We start from the raw sequence: 17,269 nt of genomic DNA on the forward strand, positions 1-17,269 counted from the left end.
TTTATCTATATATGCTGATTAACGTTTTATCATCAATGGCTGAGCGTTGCGGGTTTTGCCAAATTTTCATATGCCTTTCTTTCGCTTGATAATGTGTTAATCGATTGATTTGCTTAATAGTTATAGGGTGGTTAGCAAGTCCATCGCTGTAACAATGAAGGCTGACATCTTTGGTTAGTGGAATGAGCTTTGGCTCTATGGTTAATTGGGTATTGATCCCTAATAAGCCCATATTTTCTTCTAGATGTATGCTCTTATCATTACTTAGTTGGAGTGCTGCTGGCATGCCGGCATTGTAGATATGTACTGTATTATTGTTATCTATGATCATTATCATTAAGCAAATTAAATGACGATTATTAGGTGCAGCAATAAGTTGTTGGTTGAGTGTCTCGCATATTTCTTTTGGACTCTCTATACCTGCATCAAGCAAACCTGCAATATAGCCAAACCAGCCAATACCGTTAGCTTTAGCCAATGGGCCATGTCCCATATTATCCCCGAGGATTAGCATAGCAGGCTTGTCTTTTTTGGGTTCTCGATATAATAAAAAATCACCTTGGTTTATTGGGTATTGATCAATATCTATTGTGATATCTCGAAGCGTAATTTGGGATGGAAATTCTGATTGGTAAGGTGTCATCTGTGCCAATAACTGTCTTTCAAAAACAGACGCTAGCGTGCTATGGCGCTTTAACACTCGTTTAAGTATTGTGAGTAATTTTTCTTTATTGAGTGGTTTTGTTAAATAGTCATCAATACCTGCTCTTGCTGCTTCTAAGAGTGTAGCGTCTTTATTGTCTGCTGAGATGAAGATAAAGGGTAATGACTGGCAGTGTTTGAACTCTGTCACTTTATCTCTAAAACTGAAACCATCTATATTGGGCATGTGTAAATCTGTTATCACCATATCACATTGGCTATGCGCTAACCAATCCAGTGCTTCAATGGGCTTACTGAAGAGAATTAGTTGATAGTGGTCGCGGAGAAAGGTTGCAAATAGTGCGAGCTGGCTTGGGCTATCATCAACGATAAGAAGTTGCGGTTTTGACTTTTTTTGAGGAATGTTAAATTGAATAATATTTTGGTGGTTTGTCAGAAAGTATTTAAAATCAGGGAAGTAGGTATTGATCAGAGCGAGCCCTAATTTATTGCAAGCAGGCTCTTCAGGTAATGTTGCGGAGCTGATTTTTTCTTTCATTGCTTGCCAATGAGAGCCGTTATCAATGATTTCAAATCGTGCTTGATTATTACGTAAGCCATATTTTAATTCAACGTGACTTGCAGTTAAGCGTTGATGTGCTAGTAAATTAACACAGTACTCATTACAAACTAGGATCATATGCTGACTGAGCTCATAACTTAAATTGAGCTTATTGCTTTGTGATTTTAGCCAATGCCTGATGGTTTTTAAGTTCTCGTAATTTAAGCAAAAAGTCTGTTTGAATAATACCTGATTGATCATTGATACTTTCCTTGTAGAAGCTGACTGTTTTTTAGTGTTGCGGTAATTTTTGCTTTAATTCTTTCGGGGAGCCACCATGCTTTTGTATTGAGACTTTTTAACATTCGCTGTGCGAGTGTCGGATTAAATTGATCATTAATAATGATACCAATGATATTACAGTTACTTTTTTCTAGTTTGGTAATACTTGTTAACAGTTTACTTTCTGTCGTTTTAGCTGCTGAAAGGCATAAAAGAATGCCATCGCTGGCATTAGCGATGTTAACTGCTGGCAAATTTCGCCAGTTAGCGGTATTTATATTGCCTGTATCACAAATAATATAGTGATAATGTTGTTGCCAATATTGAAGAAGATAACGAAGTTTATGGGGTTGTCGTAATGTGAGCACTGTGGATTGATCTTGTGGCTGGGGCAAGATATCTAGAAAGCGGTGTTTATTAATAAGGTTTTGTTCTTTATTCTTATTTTCGGTTTCCCATGGTATTGGCTCATACCCTTGTCCTGATCCTGAAAGATCAAGGTCGATCAATAGCACTTTAGTTTGATTTACAGAGCAACGTTCAGCTAGCCAATAGCTCATTGTTGAACTTCCGCATTCTTGATTGCAGCTTGCAACGCAGATTATGCGAAGTTGTTGCTGGTGCAATTGTTGGAATAGATGTTCCATTTCTTCGCTCAACCAAGGTTTCATAATGCGGCTCCTATTACAAGCAAGGTTGTTACAAAGCTAAATGCATCTTGAAGGCCCTGTCTTAACAGTGTGCTTGTTGAATCATCTTCATTGGGGACATATACCGTATCTCCTGGACGAAGCATGGGGATCGGTGTTTCTGCTGGATATTTTATATAGTTCCGTAAACTGAATGTTTGGCTTTTATCTCCGCAACATGAACTATTAACGATCATTATTTTATCTATATAGGCTTTATCCGTCGGGCCGCCTGCTTCTGCTAGTAAATCGAGTAAAGACATCTGGCTATTGAATGAGTAACGCCCTGGTTTTTTTACTTCTCCCATCAGTCTTACAACACGATTTGCAGGTTTATCTAACCAATTTCCATCTTGATGCGGAATGTAGATAACATCGCCAGGGACTACTTTGGGCAATAAACTTTCATCGCCAGTTTCAAAATACAGAGTAAGGTTTAGTGTTGTGACATTAGCATGGGTCCCGTTACGATGGCTGATTTTTATTTGCTGTAAGTTAGCATCTTTATTCGGGCCATCTGCTGCTGAAATAATATCTAAAAAACCTAAGTCACTATTAAAGGCATATCGCCCAGGTGAGTTTACTGCCCCAAAGACATAAATAGATTCCTCTGCATTTTGTCGAATCCATGTTGATTTATTGTCACTGGGATCACGTGGGAGTTCATCGACCATTATCGTATCTCCCGCCCTTATGGTTGGGAGTGTTGCAAAGTTACCGCCGCGATCGATAAATTTCTCTAAATCAAAATAAATAATACTATTTGGATCGTTTTTGTTTTTCTTGATAATGCGAATACTGCTTAAGTTCGCGCTTTCTAATGGACCGCCAGCAAGTGCAAAAATCTCTAAAAAAGTAAGTTTTCTATTCCATTTAAATCGCCCTGGACCTTTTACTGAACCAATAACCATGACAGTTTTATCATCTTTCGCCTGAGTTGTTTGTGGTACATAAATGACATCGCCTGGGAGTACGGTAGGAAGAAGTTTTTCATTACCAGTCTCAAAGTATCTCGCAAGATCGAGACGAGAAACGGTTGTTTTTTTACCATTGCGATGTGTGATGAGTAACTCTTGAATATCAGCATCACCAATTGGTCCGTCTGCGGCAGAAAGAATGTCGAGAAACCCTTGTTCTTTATTAAAACCATATCGACCAGGAGAGCCTACGGCCCCAAAAATATAGATCGAATCGCTTGCTGATTGACGAAGCCAGCTGGATTTACTGTCGCTAGGGTTGTGCGGGAGTTCATCAACGATAATGGTATCGCCGTATGTGAGCTTGGGGAGTTTACTTTTAGGGCTTCCTTGCTTAATAAAATTCTCAAGATCAAAAAAGAGTACTTGATGCCCTTGAGCCGAGGGTTGATTTTTTTTCGGAATTCTTACAATGCGAATACTGGATAAGTTAGCTTTGTTTTTTGGTCCTCCAGCCATGGAAAGTAGATCTAAAAAGGTTAGCTTTTCGTTGAAATTAAAACGTCCTGGTGTATAAACCGCACCGATAATCTTTATTGCATGATGATCTGAAGCTTTTGATATTTTTGGTATATAAATAACGTCTCCAGGAACCACTTTGGGTAAGACCGATTCATCCCCGGTTCGAAAGTATTCGGAAAGATTTAACTGAGTAACATGGCTTTGGGTGCCGTTACGATGCGTAATAAGCACTTCTTGTAAATCAGCTTCATTACTTGGCCCATCAGCTGCTGAGAGAATATCAAGAAATCCTTGGTCATTATTAAACGCATAGCGACCTGGAGCGCCTATTGAGCCAAAGATATAAATAGAATCCTTGGGTGCTTGGCGTAACCAGCTGGCTTTATTATCACTGGGATCATCGGGTAATTCATCAATGATAATGGTCATTCCTGCAGTAAGCCTAGGAAGTAATCTTTTAGGGTGGCCCTTTTTAATAAAGTTTTGGAAGTTAAAGAAAGAGACATCATGGCCTTTATTAAGATCTTTGTCTTCGGTGATGAGTCGAATATTCGTTAAATTTGCACGTTTAGTTGGGCCTTCTGCGTGAGCGAGTAGATCCATAAAGTCCATCGCAGGGCTCCATTCATAACGCCCAGGAATATTGATTGCCCCTATAATTTTAATAGAGCGATCATCTGTAATTTTAAGCCATGACTTTACATTTACGGTGGTTTTTTCTGGAATAAAAATGACATCGCCTGTTTTCATCAGTGGGATATCATAATCTTGTGGTGACTTCGTATATTCAACGAGATTGACCGTTATTGGTGCTTCTGTTTCACTGAGTATTTTGATCTGAGTTGTATCTGCGAAACGAGTTGGACCTCCGGCATTGGCTAGCACATCAATAAACTTTGTTGTTTTTCCTATTTCGTAAGCACCAGCAGCTTTAACTTCACCCATGACAAAGGCGGTTCTTACCGTTGTACTGATGTCATCAATTTCAATCGGTGCATAAATTGTGGTTCCCTCTTTTACAGGAGGAAGGTGTTGGGTATCACCTGTATCTAAGTAGGTTTTTAGATCAAAGATATAAGGTTTATTATCGGTAACCACTCGTATTTTAGTCACATCGGCATAGCGTGTTACACCATCTGCACGCATTATTGCATCAACCACATTCATTTCAGGCTTATAGCTAAATGTACCTGGATTTCGTACTTCACCAAATAATGTTAAGCCATTTTTTTTGTTTGAATCACCTGTGTTTTGAATAGCAGCAGCATCAAAATCAACTTCAATATTACCAAGCAGTGGAGATACAGGGACGAAAAGGGTATCGCCATTGGTTAAGGTAGGTAGGTTGGAGATATCACCCGTATCTAAATATTTTTTATAATTAAAACGTTGAGATATACCGTTACGGGTGATGGAGAACTTGTCTAACTGTGCACCAGGCCTTGCACCGCCAACCGCTGCAAGTGCTAATTGGATATTGCTGTTGGGTTTTAATGAAACGGTTCCTGGAGTCTCAACATAGCCAAGTACATGAATACGGATAAGTTGTTCTTTTAAGGTAAGCTTAAAGTCATCAAGGTTAAGATAGATATCTGATAGTATTTGTTTTATTTTTTGCTCAGCATCTCTGATCGTGAGGCCAGCAATAGATACCGTACCTACCTCTGGAAGTTGAATTTTTCCGTTATCATCAATTGTGAAATCGTCACTGAATGCTTTTTCGCCAGGTACAAACAGGAAAATACGATCGCCTGCCGTTAACGTAGTTGTACTGTCTGCTCGCAAAGGGAAGCATATTAAGAGAATGAGTAGGCAGAAGATGCGGATCATAAGCCATCTCGAATAGTATGCCAGTCCTTTATATCAAATACGCGATGAATAGACTGAGCGTGGTGTTCAACCAAAACTCTTGCTTCTACTTTTCTATTATTAAGCTGTTTTGTGAGAGTGTTATCGTCAATTGCTTGTGTTTCTCCAACACTAAGTACACTTATTTGATTAGGATCAACGCCATTTTCAACAAAGAAATCTTTAACTGTATTAGCTCTTTCTAAGCCAAGAACATAATTATTCTGTTCATTACCTTGGCTATCAGTATGGCCAATAAGTTGTAAATGCCAGTGTTCTTGACGTTTAATAATTCCAGCGGCATAGCGAAGTGATTCTTGATAATCAGGCAACAAGGTTGTTTTATTTAACGCAAACTGGTTATCGACGGCCATATATAATAAGAAACGTTCTTTGAGTTCTACTTCTGAATAATTTGGGTCAAGACATAGGGTGTGGTATTCCAACCAATCCATTTGCTTTTGGATCACGGCATTCTGGGTTTGGTATTTTAAAAGAGTAATTTCAGCATCACGATCAAAACCGTGAAGGGCTTCTTCTCTTGCTTTTAAATAAAGGTTTTGCAATCGGATATATTGACCAGGAAGGCAATGTTTGGCTCCTCGTGTTGCGAGTAATTGGAGCTCAAACTGATGGTGTTCAAGTTGATGGAGTTGTGTTTGTTTTGGCGGTGGAAGTGGAATTTCTCCTTGCGCAGGCCAAAAAGTACTGCAACCTGTCAGTAATAATGATGAGACTACAAGCAGCAATAGAGGCGATTTCATTAGGTTAACTCTGCTGATGTGATGAGTGGAATCACTTTATCAATCCTGAGCATTTGCATTAACTCTCTAGGCTGACCGTTAACATTAAGTAGACGCAAACGACGCCCTCGGCTTTTTAAGCGCTTATAGAGAAAAACAATGGCACCAATACCACATGAATCGATGAATTGGACTTGCGTCATATCAATGACGAGTTCCATTCGCTCGGTTTGACTGAGAGCATCAAATTCACTTTCAAGTTCCCTTGCTCTTTGCGCATCAAATTCATCTTGTAGAGCAAGTGCGATAACTGAACTGGACGATGCGAACATAGGTATTCCTTATTCTCTATTTTAACTAACATGATTCAAAGGTTGTGCCAACTATTGTCCACGTCTCGTTACCATAATGTATGCTGTTTTGAGCAATATCCAGCAGTCCATTCTAAGCCATTGTAATGGCGATGCTAACGCGATAGCGTAGGCATGATCCCATGCGATCTTCGCTTTAACATCCTCAATACAGCTGTCATAGCCTTGATTTACTTGTGCTAAGCCTGTAATACCTGGGCGTAAGCCTCGAGTTCGTTCTAAGTAGAAAGGCAATGCATTTTGCAAATTTCCACATAGTTCAGGGCGTTCAGGGCGAGGGCCTATTAATGACATATCTCCCTTTATCACATTAATAAATTGAGGCAGTTCATCTAATCGCGTATCTCTTAAGAACCCTCCTATCCGAGTGATACGAGGATCATTTTTTTGAGACCATACGGCACCACTTTTTGCTTCAGCGTTAGATTTCATGGTTCGAAACTTCAACATGGAGAACAACATAATATGTTCATCATTGATTTGTCCTACACGCACTTGTCGATAAAAAATATCACCTTTGGAATCTAACCGTATAAGCAAGGCAATCAGGGGCCATAACGGGAGTGTGAGTAATAACCCGATACAGCTGAGAAGAATATCGAAGAAGCGTTTGAGGATAATCGTAAAAGAATGTTGGTAGGCATTGAGCGGCGGCTTTTTTTTCCAGCCATCTTTAAACTGTCCAAGAATATAGCGTAGCATCCCAATTAGAGAAGATAGGTAACCACTTATTAAATAATGTAATTTATCTAACAGTTTATTTTTTATACCCAATAGAGGTAGCGCCGCAAGGCTATATCCGACGACTTGTAATCCTGTTAACCATATGGCGAGAAGTGAGCCATGGGCGGCGAGGTAACAGGTTATGCTTAGGTACATGATTAAAAGAAAAGGCATTAAGGTTCTTAAACCTTTACCGGATGCGAATAACCATTTTACACCAGGCTGGTGAAGATTGAATACAAAGCGGCAGCGGATCAGTTGTTGTAAGTTACCAGCGCCAATACGCTGCCTTCGTTGATGGGTTTGTTTATTACTACTAATATCGAGTTCAATACTGTTAATACACTCATTATAAATCACATTATAACCTTGCTTAAGTACTTGCATCGGCAGCATGAAATCATCATTGATGGTGTCGTAAGGCAATGGCTGAAATAAGCGTGCTCGCATAATATAAAAGGCACCATTACCACCAATAACACTACCCAAATGTGATTCCGCAAAGCGCATATTATTTTGCCAAGACCAGTATTGTTTCTCACCCGTATTACCGTCATAAATAAGATAATTACCAGTGATTGCGCCAACTTTAGGATCATTAAAACTGTGGGTTGCTTGTTTAAGGGCATCTATTGAGATAAGTGCTGACACATCACTTAGTGCAACCAGTTCTGCATAAGGTTGTGCCATCGTCATTAGTTGATTAAGTCGAGCTAACTTTCCTTTATTGCTGGTGCTTATTTGTAGTTGGTAGTGAATATTAGCTCGTTGGAATTGTCTCTCCCATTGGCGACAAAGTTTTGCGGTTGCATCGCTACAACCATCACAACAAATGAAGATAAAAAGTTTTTCGGCGGGATAATCAAGCATCAATAAATTAGCGAGTTTATCGTTAATATGTGCTTCTTCATTATAAGCAGGAATGAGGATCGCAATCGCAGGAAAACTGTCTGGTTCTACAGTAATGACTTTGCGTTTGAGATGTTGTCCATACCACACCATAACAGCACTATAGATAACATGATGATAAATAATTATTAACGTTAGAATTAAAAGAATAAACCAACTTATCATCATGATTCGCTCCTTACTTCGCCAGGGCTTCATAAGCTGCTGTCATCGTTCTTACATCAGCAACGTGTTGGATGAAATGCGCTGTTTGTGTTTCATTGACTTTATGTGTCAGCACATGATTTAGAGCGTGAGCTAATTGAGCTGGATCATCTGGTGGTATCAATATGCTGTTTTCTGGATGAGCGACATCGGGGATTGCACCAATATTTGATGCCACAATCGATTTACCGCACGCTTGCGCTTCCAGCAAAGCTAAGGGAAGCCCTTCATGACGTGATGGCATGCAGAACACATCAATAGCACGATAAAAAGAACGCATATTTTTACAATAACCTAACCAGTGAATACGGTGTTCAAGCTGTAAACGATAGGCTAGTTGTTTGAGGTTTGATAACTGCTCGCCATCACCAGCAATAACGAGATGGTAATGCTCAGGAAGCGATGATAGAGCAAAAAGCATGGTATCAATTCCTTTTTCTGAAACCAGTCGTCCTGCACAACCAATGAGTATTTTTTTCTTAGGCAACGCTAAGTCACTACGAGAGTTTACTTGATCACCAATACAGTAAAAGTGACAGTCGATCCCGTTATTAATAATATGATCGGCTGGGCGCCCTAGTCGTTGATGAAGTTCTTTGGCTACAGTTGGTGCATCGGCGACGAGTTCAACATGCTTATTTTTTAATAGCCAGCGGGTGAGTGTTTGTTGTTTTAGCTCTTCTAGATGCCAACTGTCATGCTCAGTGTGTATGTGGGTTGTTTTTAATCCTAAGAGTGCAAGCCGGCTATAGAGTAAAGGGCCCAAGTGATGACTATGAACCGTGGTGATCTTAAGCTTCTTGACTAGCTTTCTTAATTGATAAGCGGTGTGGAGATGTATACCTGAGGGTTTATTTAAAAATATTAATTGGTTTCTAAAGGCTGATAATTCAGGCCACGCTGAAATAGCGGATGCAGCTGTTTCTTCTAATGAAGCGACATAAACACGATGATTTGATGAGGCAAAACGAACCAAATTCAGAACGAGCTTTTCTAATCCGCCAGGACGTAAATGTTGGACGACTTGTAGTGTTCTAATCATGTTCAAGTTCCTTTGAGAAGTAAGGAATGCGCACCAAGATTGGGTAAGATACTAGCTGTCGGATATGGTTGGATTGGTATAATCGCGTATCAAAAATAATCGAGATGCCTACAAGAAATAAAGCAATGACTGCGCCAAAAATAATGCCGGATAAAAAGTTCATCCACCAAGGCCAATTTTGAGGCGCGTTCGGTACTGAGGGTTTGTCTATTATTTTTAGTTTGTCTGGCTCTTCAAAGCGTCCAAGGTGACCGGTGACTCTGGCCATTTCATAGCGCTCCAGTAGTTGGTTATAAATGTTCGATTTGACCTTATAGTTTCGCTCTAAACTGGTAAGTTTTTTTTCTAATTCTGCAAATTCCACCCGTTTTCCTATTATATTTGCAGCTTGTTTTTTGAGTAATACAAGCTCTTGATTAATCGCATCGATCTCAGATTCTGCTTGCTGTAATGCTTCAAATTGGCTGAGTAATATAGGTTGGGTTTGGTTTTCAGGATCTTGAGAACTATTGACTAGCCGTTGCCATAAACTGTCGATTTGATCTGGGGAAAGTGATTGCTGTAACTCAACTTGACGAGTCCGCTCTTGTTTTAACCGACCTAAACGGCGGAGTACATTTTTAATTAATGAGTGTTGATCGGTATAACTGGCACGTAATATAGCAAGCTCGGCTTCGGCTATTACAATTTCTTGCTCTAGTTTGCCGATAACAGGGTTAGTATTAATCAGTGTTTTATACATGCTATCACGTTTACTTTTTGCGTGGAGTAAAGCCAATTCTGATTCGTTTATTTTCCTTAATAATTTAATACTAGTATCAACATTGACCCCTTGTAGGAGCGGTAAGTTATCGGCATTTTCTGCTTTAAAGGTGGCAAGCTCACTTTCTGCAAGTTCTAAATCTTTTTGGGTTGTCGTTAATTGTTTTTGTAAAAACACTTCTGAATTATCAATCGATGCTCGCCCTGGGGCTCGAAGCTTTTCTAAGAAAATTCGTGAAAGAATATTTAATATTTCTGGAATTTGTTCGGGTTGTTGCCATACAAGACTCATTTGCACGAGATCGTTACCTGTCAAATCAAGGGTGATTCCTTTTTCGAGTTGAGCGGTGACGTGTTTAATTTTTTGCGGGTTTTTATCTGGTACTAGATCGAGTTCATCAATTACGATCGCCAAAGTTGATTGGCTTTGGATCACTACTTGGAGTGCTTTAATTCGCTGCTCTAGATTCATTGATATAGATAAATCTTCTAAAAAAGGATTAAGCAATGCGGCCTCCTGAACCAAAATAGTGGTTTCAGAGTAATAATACTTAGTTTTAAGAAAGCCGCCTATTGTCATTAGAAAAGGCATAATGATGATGGGTAAAACTAATAAATAACGATGAAGCCATAATCCATAAAGTAATGGATATAAGCGCGTAATAAAGAGGTGGCGCATACCTTAGTTACTCCGAAGGAGCAACGTATCGATTGTTATTTGAGGGGAATACTCCAACGTTAAAGGGATTTGATGCTCTTGTGCGATCTTCTCTATGTTTTGCATTCGTTTTTGACTGTGTAATAAAGCTTCAAATTTATTATTGAGCTTAGCAGGGCCTACCGTTGCTGTTATTTGGTTATATGAGAAGGTTGAAAAAAATTGGATGATTTTACGGTGTTGCTCAGCGGTCAACGTCACTTGCTCTGAACTAAAAAAAAGCTCTAATTTCTTATTGGATTGTGAGGTACTGGCACACCCAACCAGTCCTAACAAGATGATTAGATAGATTGTTCTTATCATCATGCATTCCTTTTTCTTGTGTGTATTAGAAAGATTGCAAAAAGAGTGCCTGATGTAAGGTTTTGTTATTCAGTCGTTGAACATCGTATTTTTTGTATAGTATGAATAATCTTTTCTATGCGTAGTTGCCAGCTATCATGCTGGACACTTTGGTATGCTTTTTCTTTATATTCATCGATTTGCTGTGGGGTTAACTGTGTAATGCGATCAATTTCTGAGAGCCATTCTATCTGAGTTGTCGCAATTGACACTAAAGGTGAGTACTCTGTTGCGGCTTTATATTTACTGCTAATGACAGGACATCCGGCTGCTAAATATTCTCTTAATTTTAAGGGGTTACACATTTTAATCTGTTGATTGTTGATGAAAGGTAAAATAGCGATATGCCAATGTTGTAAATAACTAGCGAGTTGGTGATGAGGTATCGCTGGTAACAGATGGATATTCTCATTTTGCAATTGCTGAACTTGATGACACTCCTTATTCCCAAGCAAATAAAATTGAAGCTGTGGGCGAGCTAATGCGAGTTGTTGTAATAAATTGTAATCAAGCCAGTTATTTAAACTGCCATAAAAGCCAATATTTTTTTTATCTTTATCAATTGCTGGTGGGCATTCATGTTTTGATTGAAATAAGTGAAGATCAACACCATGGGGCAAATAATGTGTCTTGTGTTTAGGGAAGCGCGCCATTAATTGTCTGTTTGCCACATAAATAAGATCGGCTTGCATACTCAACGTTTGTTCTGCTTGCATTGCTTTATAGTGATCGACCCCAGTTAGGGCTGAAAAATCATCTCCGCAGTAATAAATGATTAAATCGGCTTGGCAGAGTTCGATATATTCAATCGCACTCGGTAGAGCTATCCATAAAACGCGATATTGTTGTTTAGGGGGTAGTTGTGTTGATAATAGCTTCTTATTGATGTATTTCATCGTCTTGTTTCGAGCTAATGGCCAAACAAGTGGTTTGATGATCTTTTTTAAATATAGGGGGGAGGTTTCAGCTTTTTCTGTACGACGCATAAAAGCCATGATCTTTTCGATGATACGCCTGACATCTTTTGCTTGAAGTTGGGGTTGCCTTAAACCAATAGAATTGATCCAATATACGGGATATTGTTTAGCAATGACTGATATTAAGTGCTGAGTGCTAGATGGATGTCGCCCCCAATCTTCACCAAAAATAATAAATTCTATATCACGCCCCATGATTCAAATCCTTTTAATCCAGTTGATCGCTGTTACGAGTTAATCGATCGGTTGCAATTAATAAGCTTAATAAAATATAAAAAGGCCATGTTGTTCCTTGTGTTAGAAAAGTACCACTGACAGAAAATGAAACCATACCAAGCCAGAGCCCTTCAGCAAGTGGTTGATATGTTGTTCTTTTTAATCGTTTTAGTAAACGGTAACTAAGTTGGAAAGTTTTTATTAATAAAGTAGCAAATAAGAACAGCCCGACAAATCCATTCTCAGCTAATATTTCAAACCAAGAGCTATGGACTGCATGGTTCTTACCATCCCAATGTACGGAGTAAAAATAGTAATTATTATAAAAATTGCTTAATCCAACTCCTGTAAATGGATGATCGACGGCCATCATTATTGCTGCGCCCCAAGCATACAGACGTCCCATTGCTGACTCATCAATGGCGCCTGAACTGGCTGATGAAACAAATCTGTTTTCAATACCTGCTGCGACAAATAAAATAATGATCCCAATAGCTGTAACAATAAGTGGCGTGATGATATTTTTACTGCGAAGAAGCAGTGACATAAATACCACACTAATTATCCCAAGCTGTCCGCCTCGACTTTCTGTTGCTGCAATACCTGCTAGGAGGGTTATGCTAATAAGCATCGCAATAATGCGAGCAATAATGTGCCCATGGAAAATATAGACAGCAGTAAATGATAACGGAAATAAAAGGACTAAAGAGAGATCATTAGGATCACCGAGCATTGAGCCGAATGCTCGCCCAATCGTGACACGCGTTTCTTCTACTAATCCAATCTCATAGTGTTTGTTATACAACGTAATAGAGGCAATTAATAAACCACAAAGAAAAAGTAAATAAGGAATTCTTTTCAGTTGAGAAATATGGGTGGGTAATAAACTAATAGCAAAAACCATTAAAACGATTTTTAGAAAGTTACCTGACAACATTTCAAATGACTCTTCTCTATTAGAAGCAAAAGCACAGCTAATACTTACCCAAAATGCAAAGCAAAGTAGCCATGTATGTAATGGGTGCCATTTGAAGTTACGATAGTTCATCCATAATTGCCAACTTAATCCGACCAAACAAGCGAGTGCTAATAACTTGGGTATTTTAAAGGGCTCAAGGAATGGCATTGCTTCATGTAAGCGAAAATATGAAAAAAGAATAAACCAAATACAGAGTAAAAAAGCACGCTTAACAACAAAGGGCAGGGATATTATTCCAAGAAATGCAAAGTAATGTTTAAACGTATAATTGCTTACAATAAAGCAACTTATCGTACTAAACAAAGCGATGATAATTTGTTTACCCCTTGTCATAGATCACCTGTAAGACATGGCGATAGTTACAAAGGTGACGCCAAGGCCAATAAATTTGAAGGCAAAGAAGAGGAGTTAACAGAATGAGAAAATAAGTGAGTTGATATTGCTGACAAAAACAAATCAGTATAATAAGTGAAAAGCTGACAAACAAATCAGAGAGAGGATATCGCAGAGGGAGATGGTATTGACTATAAAAGTAAAAAATAAAAAGGCGCAATGCTTGAATCGCAATTCCACAATAGATCAATGAGAGAATATCGAATAAGGGTAATATATAAATAAAAACGAGTAATGATAAGAGCGTTGACAGGCTATTAATCAATAATATTCCTTGTCCATGCTCGTGGTAATAGCAGCCGACATTAAGAAAAGTACAGCAGCCTTTTAGCATTAACCACAATGCGATAAATGGGATAAGAACACTACTGTAATAAAACTCACTATTAAGCCAAAACCTTAAAAAAACAGGGCCGAACAAAAGCACAAGAGCAGAAATAAGTATGCAAAGCTGGCAAGCTAAAATAGTAATATTGGCTAAGTATTGTTTACGTTGCTCTGTATTGATAAAACTAAATCGTTTTGGAAACCACCACAACGCAAAAGGTTCTATTAATAAACTAGCGGCAACCCCCCACTGCATTGCAATTGCATAAGGAGATACAGCTTCCACTCCTAAATAATGTGCGATAGCCCAACGCTCTGCACCTAATGAAATAAAACCCAATAATCCAGAGATAGTTAGAATTGCACCATATTTTAATAATGCGGGGTTAATTGAGAAGTGCGGTATTGGCCATTGTTTATAGAGTAAAACACTACACACGACTTGTGCGATCAATCCAGCTAAAGCCATACCATCAACTTTCCATGTCGTGACCAATAAGAGCGCTAAGGCCGCTTGCAATAATGCCGTGATAAGTAAAATACTTACAAAGTATTTAGCATTATTCTCAATCCGTAGCTTTGCTAAAGGGATAGCGTTAAGAGAGTTAAAGTAGATAGTAAAAATAAAACAATTAAAGGAAAAAAGTGGCGGTGGACCAGGTAAAAGGGTTTGAATATCGTGATTAAAAAAGACAAGCAGGCTTGTAATTATTGCACCACATAATATGACTTGCCATAAGGCTTGGCCTAATAACCGTGTTGGGTTTGATGCATCATGATAAAAACGATAAAGGCCATCAATGATGCCTAAACTAATGAGCAGTGATAAGAATGTAGTTAAAACTAATAATACATCAAGCTTACCGTATTCTTCCAAACCTAATTGATCTGTAACATAAGGTTGAAGTAGCAATCCAATCAGTTTACAAAAGACGACTCCAATCCCATAAACCGCAACAACCTTTAATGTGCTCATAGTGCTTCAATCCACTGTGATAGCCGTTGCGCTTGAGCTTTTGCAGTAAAGGCTTTCATGACATGCCTATAACCGAGCTCTCTTTGAGTTTTTAATTCCTGATAGCTTTTTAGCTGGTGGTTTGTAATTGCTGTTGCTAATTCTGTAGGTGAATCTTTCTGTATCATCACCCCTATATCAGAGCAAAGGATCTCAGTACAGCCAACAAGGTTAGTAGTAATAATAGGGATCCCTAGAGCAAGGGCTTCTTTTAAAACTAGTGGGCCTGTATCAGTATCACCATTATTAGCGATGGTAAAAGGAGCAATTAGTCCTTGGTAACGTTGAGCATGAGATCGTAGCCAATCTGCATTTTGACTTCCTAAAAAAGAAACAGCGTTTATGAGTCTATGCCGTTTACAAAAAGACATTAGTTTCGATTTTAATGGCCCATCACCGACAATATCGATTTCAATCGGGTGTTTTAGTAGTTGTATGGCTTTCAATAACGTTATAAGCCCTTTTTTTTCAACCAATCGACCAATAAATAAAAAACGCTTAGATGGAGACCATTCATTATTTAAAGTGGGATAGTTTTGCTCTTCAATCCCACAAGGTAGATAGTGAACAGGTGTCTTTGTTAGTGATTGTAAATGATCATGCATTGCCTTTGTCACAGCGCAGCAAAACTGACAATTAGAAAGCTTGGCTTGTAAATCTTGAGGCCCAGCGTAGATATCAGCGCCGTGTCCAACAAATGACACTGGAATATTCAATATTTTTGCTGCAACGATTGCAATCGCTGAACTATGCCAAGCAAAATGCGCATGAAGATGCTGGCATTGGTAACTATGTGCCCATAGCGCTAATTGTAGGCCCTGCCGAATAAGAGCGAGTTTTCCGAACTCATGTTGCTGGTAAATAAAAGGTAAGCTTCTTAAGGAGCGGGTGATGTGGCGAAAACTATAGTAGGGAAGGTTTGAGGGGTAGCAACACTGCTTCATTAATGGAATATCAGCACGCTGAAAGTGTTGACCTTTCATAAATGAAAACGGAACAATATGATGTCCAAGTGCAATCATTGCTCTCATTTCAACCCCCGTGAATGTTTCAGATAAAGTAGGGAAACAAGGGATCACATAACCTATTGTCTTCATCACAGTGCTCCGCGAATGACTTTCAATAAAGAATTCAAACTTAGTGCCATGTTTCAGTGGCACTTAAGTAAGAAGATCATCAGCTATTGAGACAGATTGCATCGCATCGTGATTAAACGTCTTGTGTTTTGCAATTAGTTACGAAGCTTGAATGAGGTTATGTATTAGAAGAAAAGGCACAAATAGAGGTAAAAATAATCACCAATGGTAGTATTGTTCGAATTGTGAACGCTCAGTTGTTTTTGTTCAATTTATTCTTGCCATCTTTGTTTTCGCTCTTATAATGCAACCCCACTGACACGGACAACAGCGAAAGCAGTTACCGAGTTCAGTATTGTTCTTTAACAATTTGACCATGCAATCTGTGTGGGCACTCGTTGAAAAGTTAAGTCGAAAGATTTATCAATGATACTAGTGACCAATACAAATAACTTCGGTTATTTGGCACAGTCAATTCAAATATCCTAACTAGCTTCTAGTTAGCGGTATTTTAACAGTATTCATTGAGCCGGTCGAAAGACCACAAAAACTTTAATTGAAGAGTTTGATCATGGCTCAGATTGAACGCTGGCGGCAGGCCTAACACATGCAAGTCGAGCGGTAACAGATTGATAGCTTGCTATCAATGCTGACGAGCGGCGGACGGGTGAGTAATGCCTGGGAATATGCCCTGATGTGGGGGATAACTATTGGAAACGATAGCTAATACCGCATAATCTCTTCGGAGCAAAGAGGGGGACCTTCGGGCCTCTCGCGTCAGGATTAGCCCAGGTGGGATTAGCTTGTTGGTGGGGTAATGGCTCACCAAGGCAACGATCCCTAGCTGGTCTGAGAGGATGATCAGCCACACTGGAACTGAGACACGGTCCAGACTCCTACGGGAGGCAGCAGTGGGGAATATTGCACAATGGGGGAAACCCTGATGCAGCCATGCCGCGTGTATGAAGAAGGCCTTCGGGTTGTAAAGTACTTTCAGTTGTGAGGAAGGC

At 39.2% G+C, this 17,269-nt stretch carries 13 protein-coding genes and 1 rRNA gene; 1 reads left to right on the forward strand and 13 read right to left on the reverse strand.

From position 1 onward, the window contains the following. Position 1: 1 nt before the first annotated feature. From CTN01_RS11535 to CTN01_RS11595, 13 genes are all read right to left on the reverse strand, one after another. The gene (locus CTN01_RS11535) at positions 2–1,465 is read right to left on the reverse strand and encodes a response regulator (protein WP_045150495.1); all 1,464 of its coding nucleotides are present in this window, start codon (positions 1,463–1,465) and stop codon (positions 2–4) included. Then, the gene (locus CTN01_RS11540) at positions 1,462–2,157 is read right to left on the reverse strand and encodes a P-loop NTPase family protein (RefSeq protein WP_045150494.1); all 696 of its coding nucleotides are present in this window, start codon (positions 2,155–2,157) and stop codon (positions 1,462–1,464) included. Before CTN01_RS11540 ends, CTN01_RS11535 begins: the two co-directional genes overlap by 4 nt. Then, a complete protein-coding gene (locus tag CTN01_RS11545) occupies positions 2,154–5,444 on the reverse strand; it encodes an SLBB domain-containing protein (protein WP_107188453.1) in 3,291 nt (1,096 codons plus the stop codon). Before CTN01_RS11545 ends, CTN01_RS11540 begins: the two co-directional genes overlap by 4 nt. Continuing rightward, positions 5,441–6,226: an OmpA family protein gene (locus CTN01_RS11550; RefSeq protein ID WP_045150491.1), complete on the reverse strand. Its 786-nt coding sequence runs from the start codon at positions 6,224–6,226 to the stop codon at positions 5,441–5,443. Before CTN01_RS11550 ends, CTN01_RS11545 begins: the two co-directional genes overlap by 4 nt. Continuing rightward, entirely contained in the window at positions 6,226–6,537 is a 312-nt protein-coding gene (locus tag CTN01_RS11555) for an STAS domain-containing protein (RefSeq protein ID WP_045150490.1), read from the reverse strand. The genes CTN01_RS11550 and CTN01_RS11555 overlap by 1 nt, the downstream gene beginning before the upstream one ends. Before the next feature lie 51 nt (positions 6,538–6,588). Then, positions 6,589–8,376, reverse strand: a complete 1,788-nt coding sequence (locus CTN01_RS11560; protein ID WP_045150489.1) for a sugar transferase — start codon at positions 8,374–8,376, stop codon at positions 6,589–6,591. Between the two features lie 10 nt (positions 8,377–8,386). Continuing rightward, entirely contained in the window at positions 8,387–9,454 is a 1,068-nt protein-coding gene (locus CTN01_RS11565) for a glycosyltransferase (protein WP_045150488.1), read from the reverse strand. Continuing rightward, positions 9,447–10,895, reverse strand: a complete 1,449-nt coding sequence (locus CTN01_RS11570) for a sugar transporter (protein ID WP_045150487.1) — start codon at positions 10,893–10,895, stop codon at positions 9,447–9,449. Before CTN01_RS11570 ends, CTN01_RS11565 begins: the two co-directional genes overlap by 8 nt. A gap of 3 nt (positions 10,896–10,898) precedes the next feature. Then, positions 10,899–11,240 carry a hypothetical protein gene (locus tag CTN01_RS11575; RefSeq protein WP_244156127.1) on the reverse strand — a complete coding sequence of 114 codons (342 nt, stop codon included), beginning with the start codon at positions 11,238–11,240 and terminating at the stop codon, positions 10,899–10,901. A gap of 62 nt (positions 11,241–11,302) precedes the next feature. Then, a complete protein-coding gene (locus tag CTN01_RS11580) occupies positions 11,303–12,448 on the reverse strand; it encodes a glycosyltransferase (RefSeq protein ID WP_080896249.1) in 1,146 nt (381 codons plus the stop codon). A gap of 13 nt (positions 12,449–12,461) precedes the next feature. After that, positions 12,462–13,781 (reverse strand): O-antigen ligase family protein, encoded by a 1,320-nt coding sequence (locus tag CTN01_RS11585; protein ID WP_045150485.1) that lies wholly within the window; start codon positions 13,779–13,781, stop codon positions 12,462–12,464. Next, positions 13,768–15,144 (reverse strand): lipopolysaccharide biosynthesis protein, encoded by a 1,377-nt coding sequence (locus CTN01_RS11590; protein WP_045150484.1) that lies wholly within the window; start codon positions 15,142–15,144, stop codon positions 13,768–13,770. Before CTN01_RS11590 ends, CTN01_RS11585 begins: the two co-directional genes overlap by 14 nt. Continuing rightward, positions 15,141–16,280, reverse strand: a complete 1,140-nt coding sequence (locus CTN01_RS11595; protein WP_045150483.1) for a glycosyltransferase family 4 protein — start codon at positions 16,278–16,280, stop codon at positions 15,141–15,143. Before CTN01_RS11595 ends, CTN01_RS11590 begins: the two co-directional genes overlap by 4 nt. Positions 16,281–16,812: 532 nt before the next feature. On the opposite strand from CTN01_RS11595, the gene CTN01_RS11600 reads away from it, so the two are divergent. Next, positions 16,813–17,269: ribosomal RNA gene (locus tag CTN01_RS11600) — 16S ribosomal RNA — on the forward strand; the annotation flags it as partial.

This window comes from Photobacterium angustum (assembly GCF_003026365.1).
Taxonomy (GTDB): Bacteria; Pseudomonadota; Gammaproteobacteria; order Enterobacterales; family Vibrionaceae; genus Photobacterium; species Photobacterium angustum.

Bases quoted from the DNA above. Each gene is read 5' to 3' on its own strand.
- CTN01_RS11585 (WP_045150485.1), bottom strand. From the start codon at position 13,781: ATGACAAGGGGTAAACAAATTATCATCGCTTTGTTTAGTACGATAAGT.
- CTN01_RS11540 (WP_045150494.1), bottom strand. From the start codon at position 2,157: ATGAAACCTTGGTTGAGCGAAGAAATGGAACATCTATTCCAACAATTG.
- CTN01_RS11535 (WP_045150495.1), bottom strand. From the start codon at position 1,465: ATGATCAATCAGGTATTATTCAAACAGACTTTTTGCTTAAATTACGAG.
- CTN01_RS11575 (WP_244156127.1), bottom strand. From the start codon at position 11,240: ATGATGATAAGAACAATCTATCTAATCATCTTGTTAGGACTGGTTGGG.
- CTN01_RS11565 (WP_045150488.1), bottom strand. From the start codon at position 9,454: ATGATTAGAACACTACAAGTCGTCCAACATTTACGTCCTGGCGGATTA.
- CTN01_RS11550 (WP_045150491.1), bottom strand. From the start codon at position 6,226: ATGAAATCGCCTCTATTGCTGCTTGTAGTCTCATCATTATTACTGACA.
- CTN01_RS11570 (WP_045150487.1), bottom strand. From the start codon at position 10,895: ATGCGCCACCTCTTTATTACGCGCTTATATCCATTACTTTATGGATTA.
- CTN01_RS11590 (WP_045150484.1), bottom strand. From the start codon at position 15,144: ATGAGCACATTAAAGGTTGTTGCGGTTTATGGGATTGGAGTCGTCTTT.
- CTN01_RS11545 (WP_107188453.1), bottom strand. From the start codon at position 5,444: ATGATCCGCATCTTCTGCCTACTCATTCTCTTAATATGCTTCCCTTTG.
- CTN01_RS11560 (WP_045150489.1), bottom strand. From the start codon at position 8,376: ATGATGATAAGTTGGTTTATTCTTTTAATTCTAACGTTAATAATTATT.
- CTN01_RS11555 (WP_045150490.1), bottom strand. From the start codon at position 6,537: ATGTTCGCATCGTCCAGTTCAGTTATCGCACTTGCTCTACAAGATGAA.
- CTN01_RS11580 (WP_080896249.1), bottom strand. From the start codon at position 12,448: ATGGGGCGTGATATAGAATTTATTATTTTTGGTGAAGATTGGGGGCGA.
- CTN01_RS11595 (WP_045150483.1), bottom strand. From the start codon at position 16,280: ATGAAGACAATAGGTTATGTGATCCCTTGTTTCCCTACTTTATCTGAA.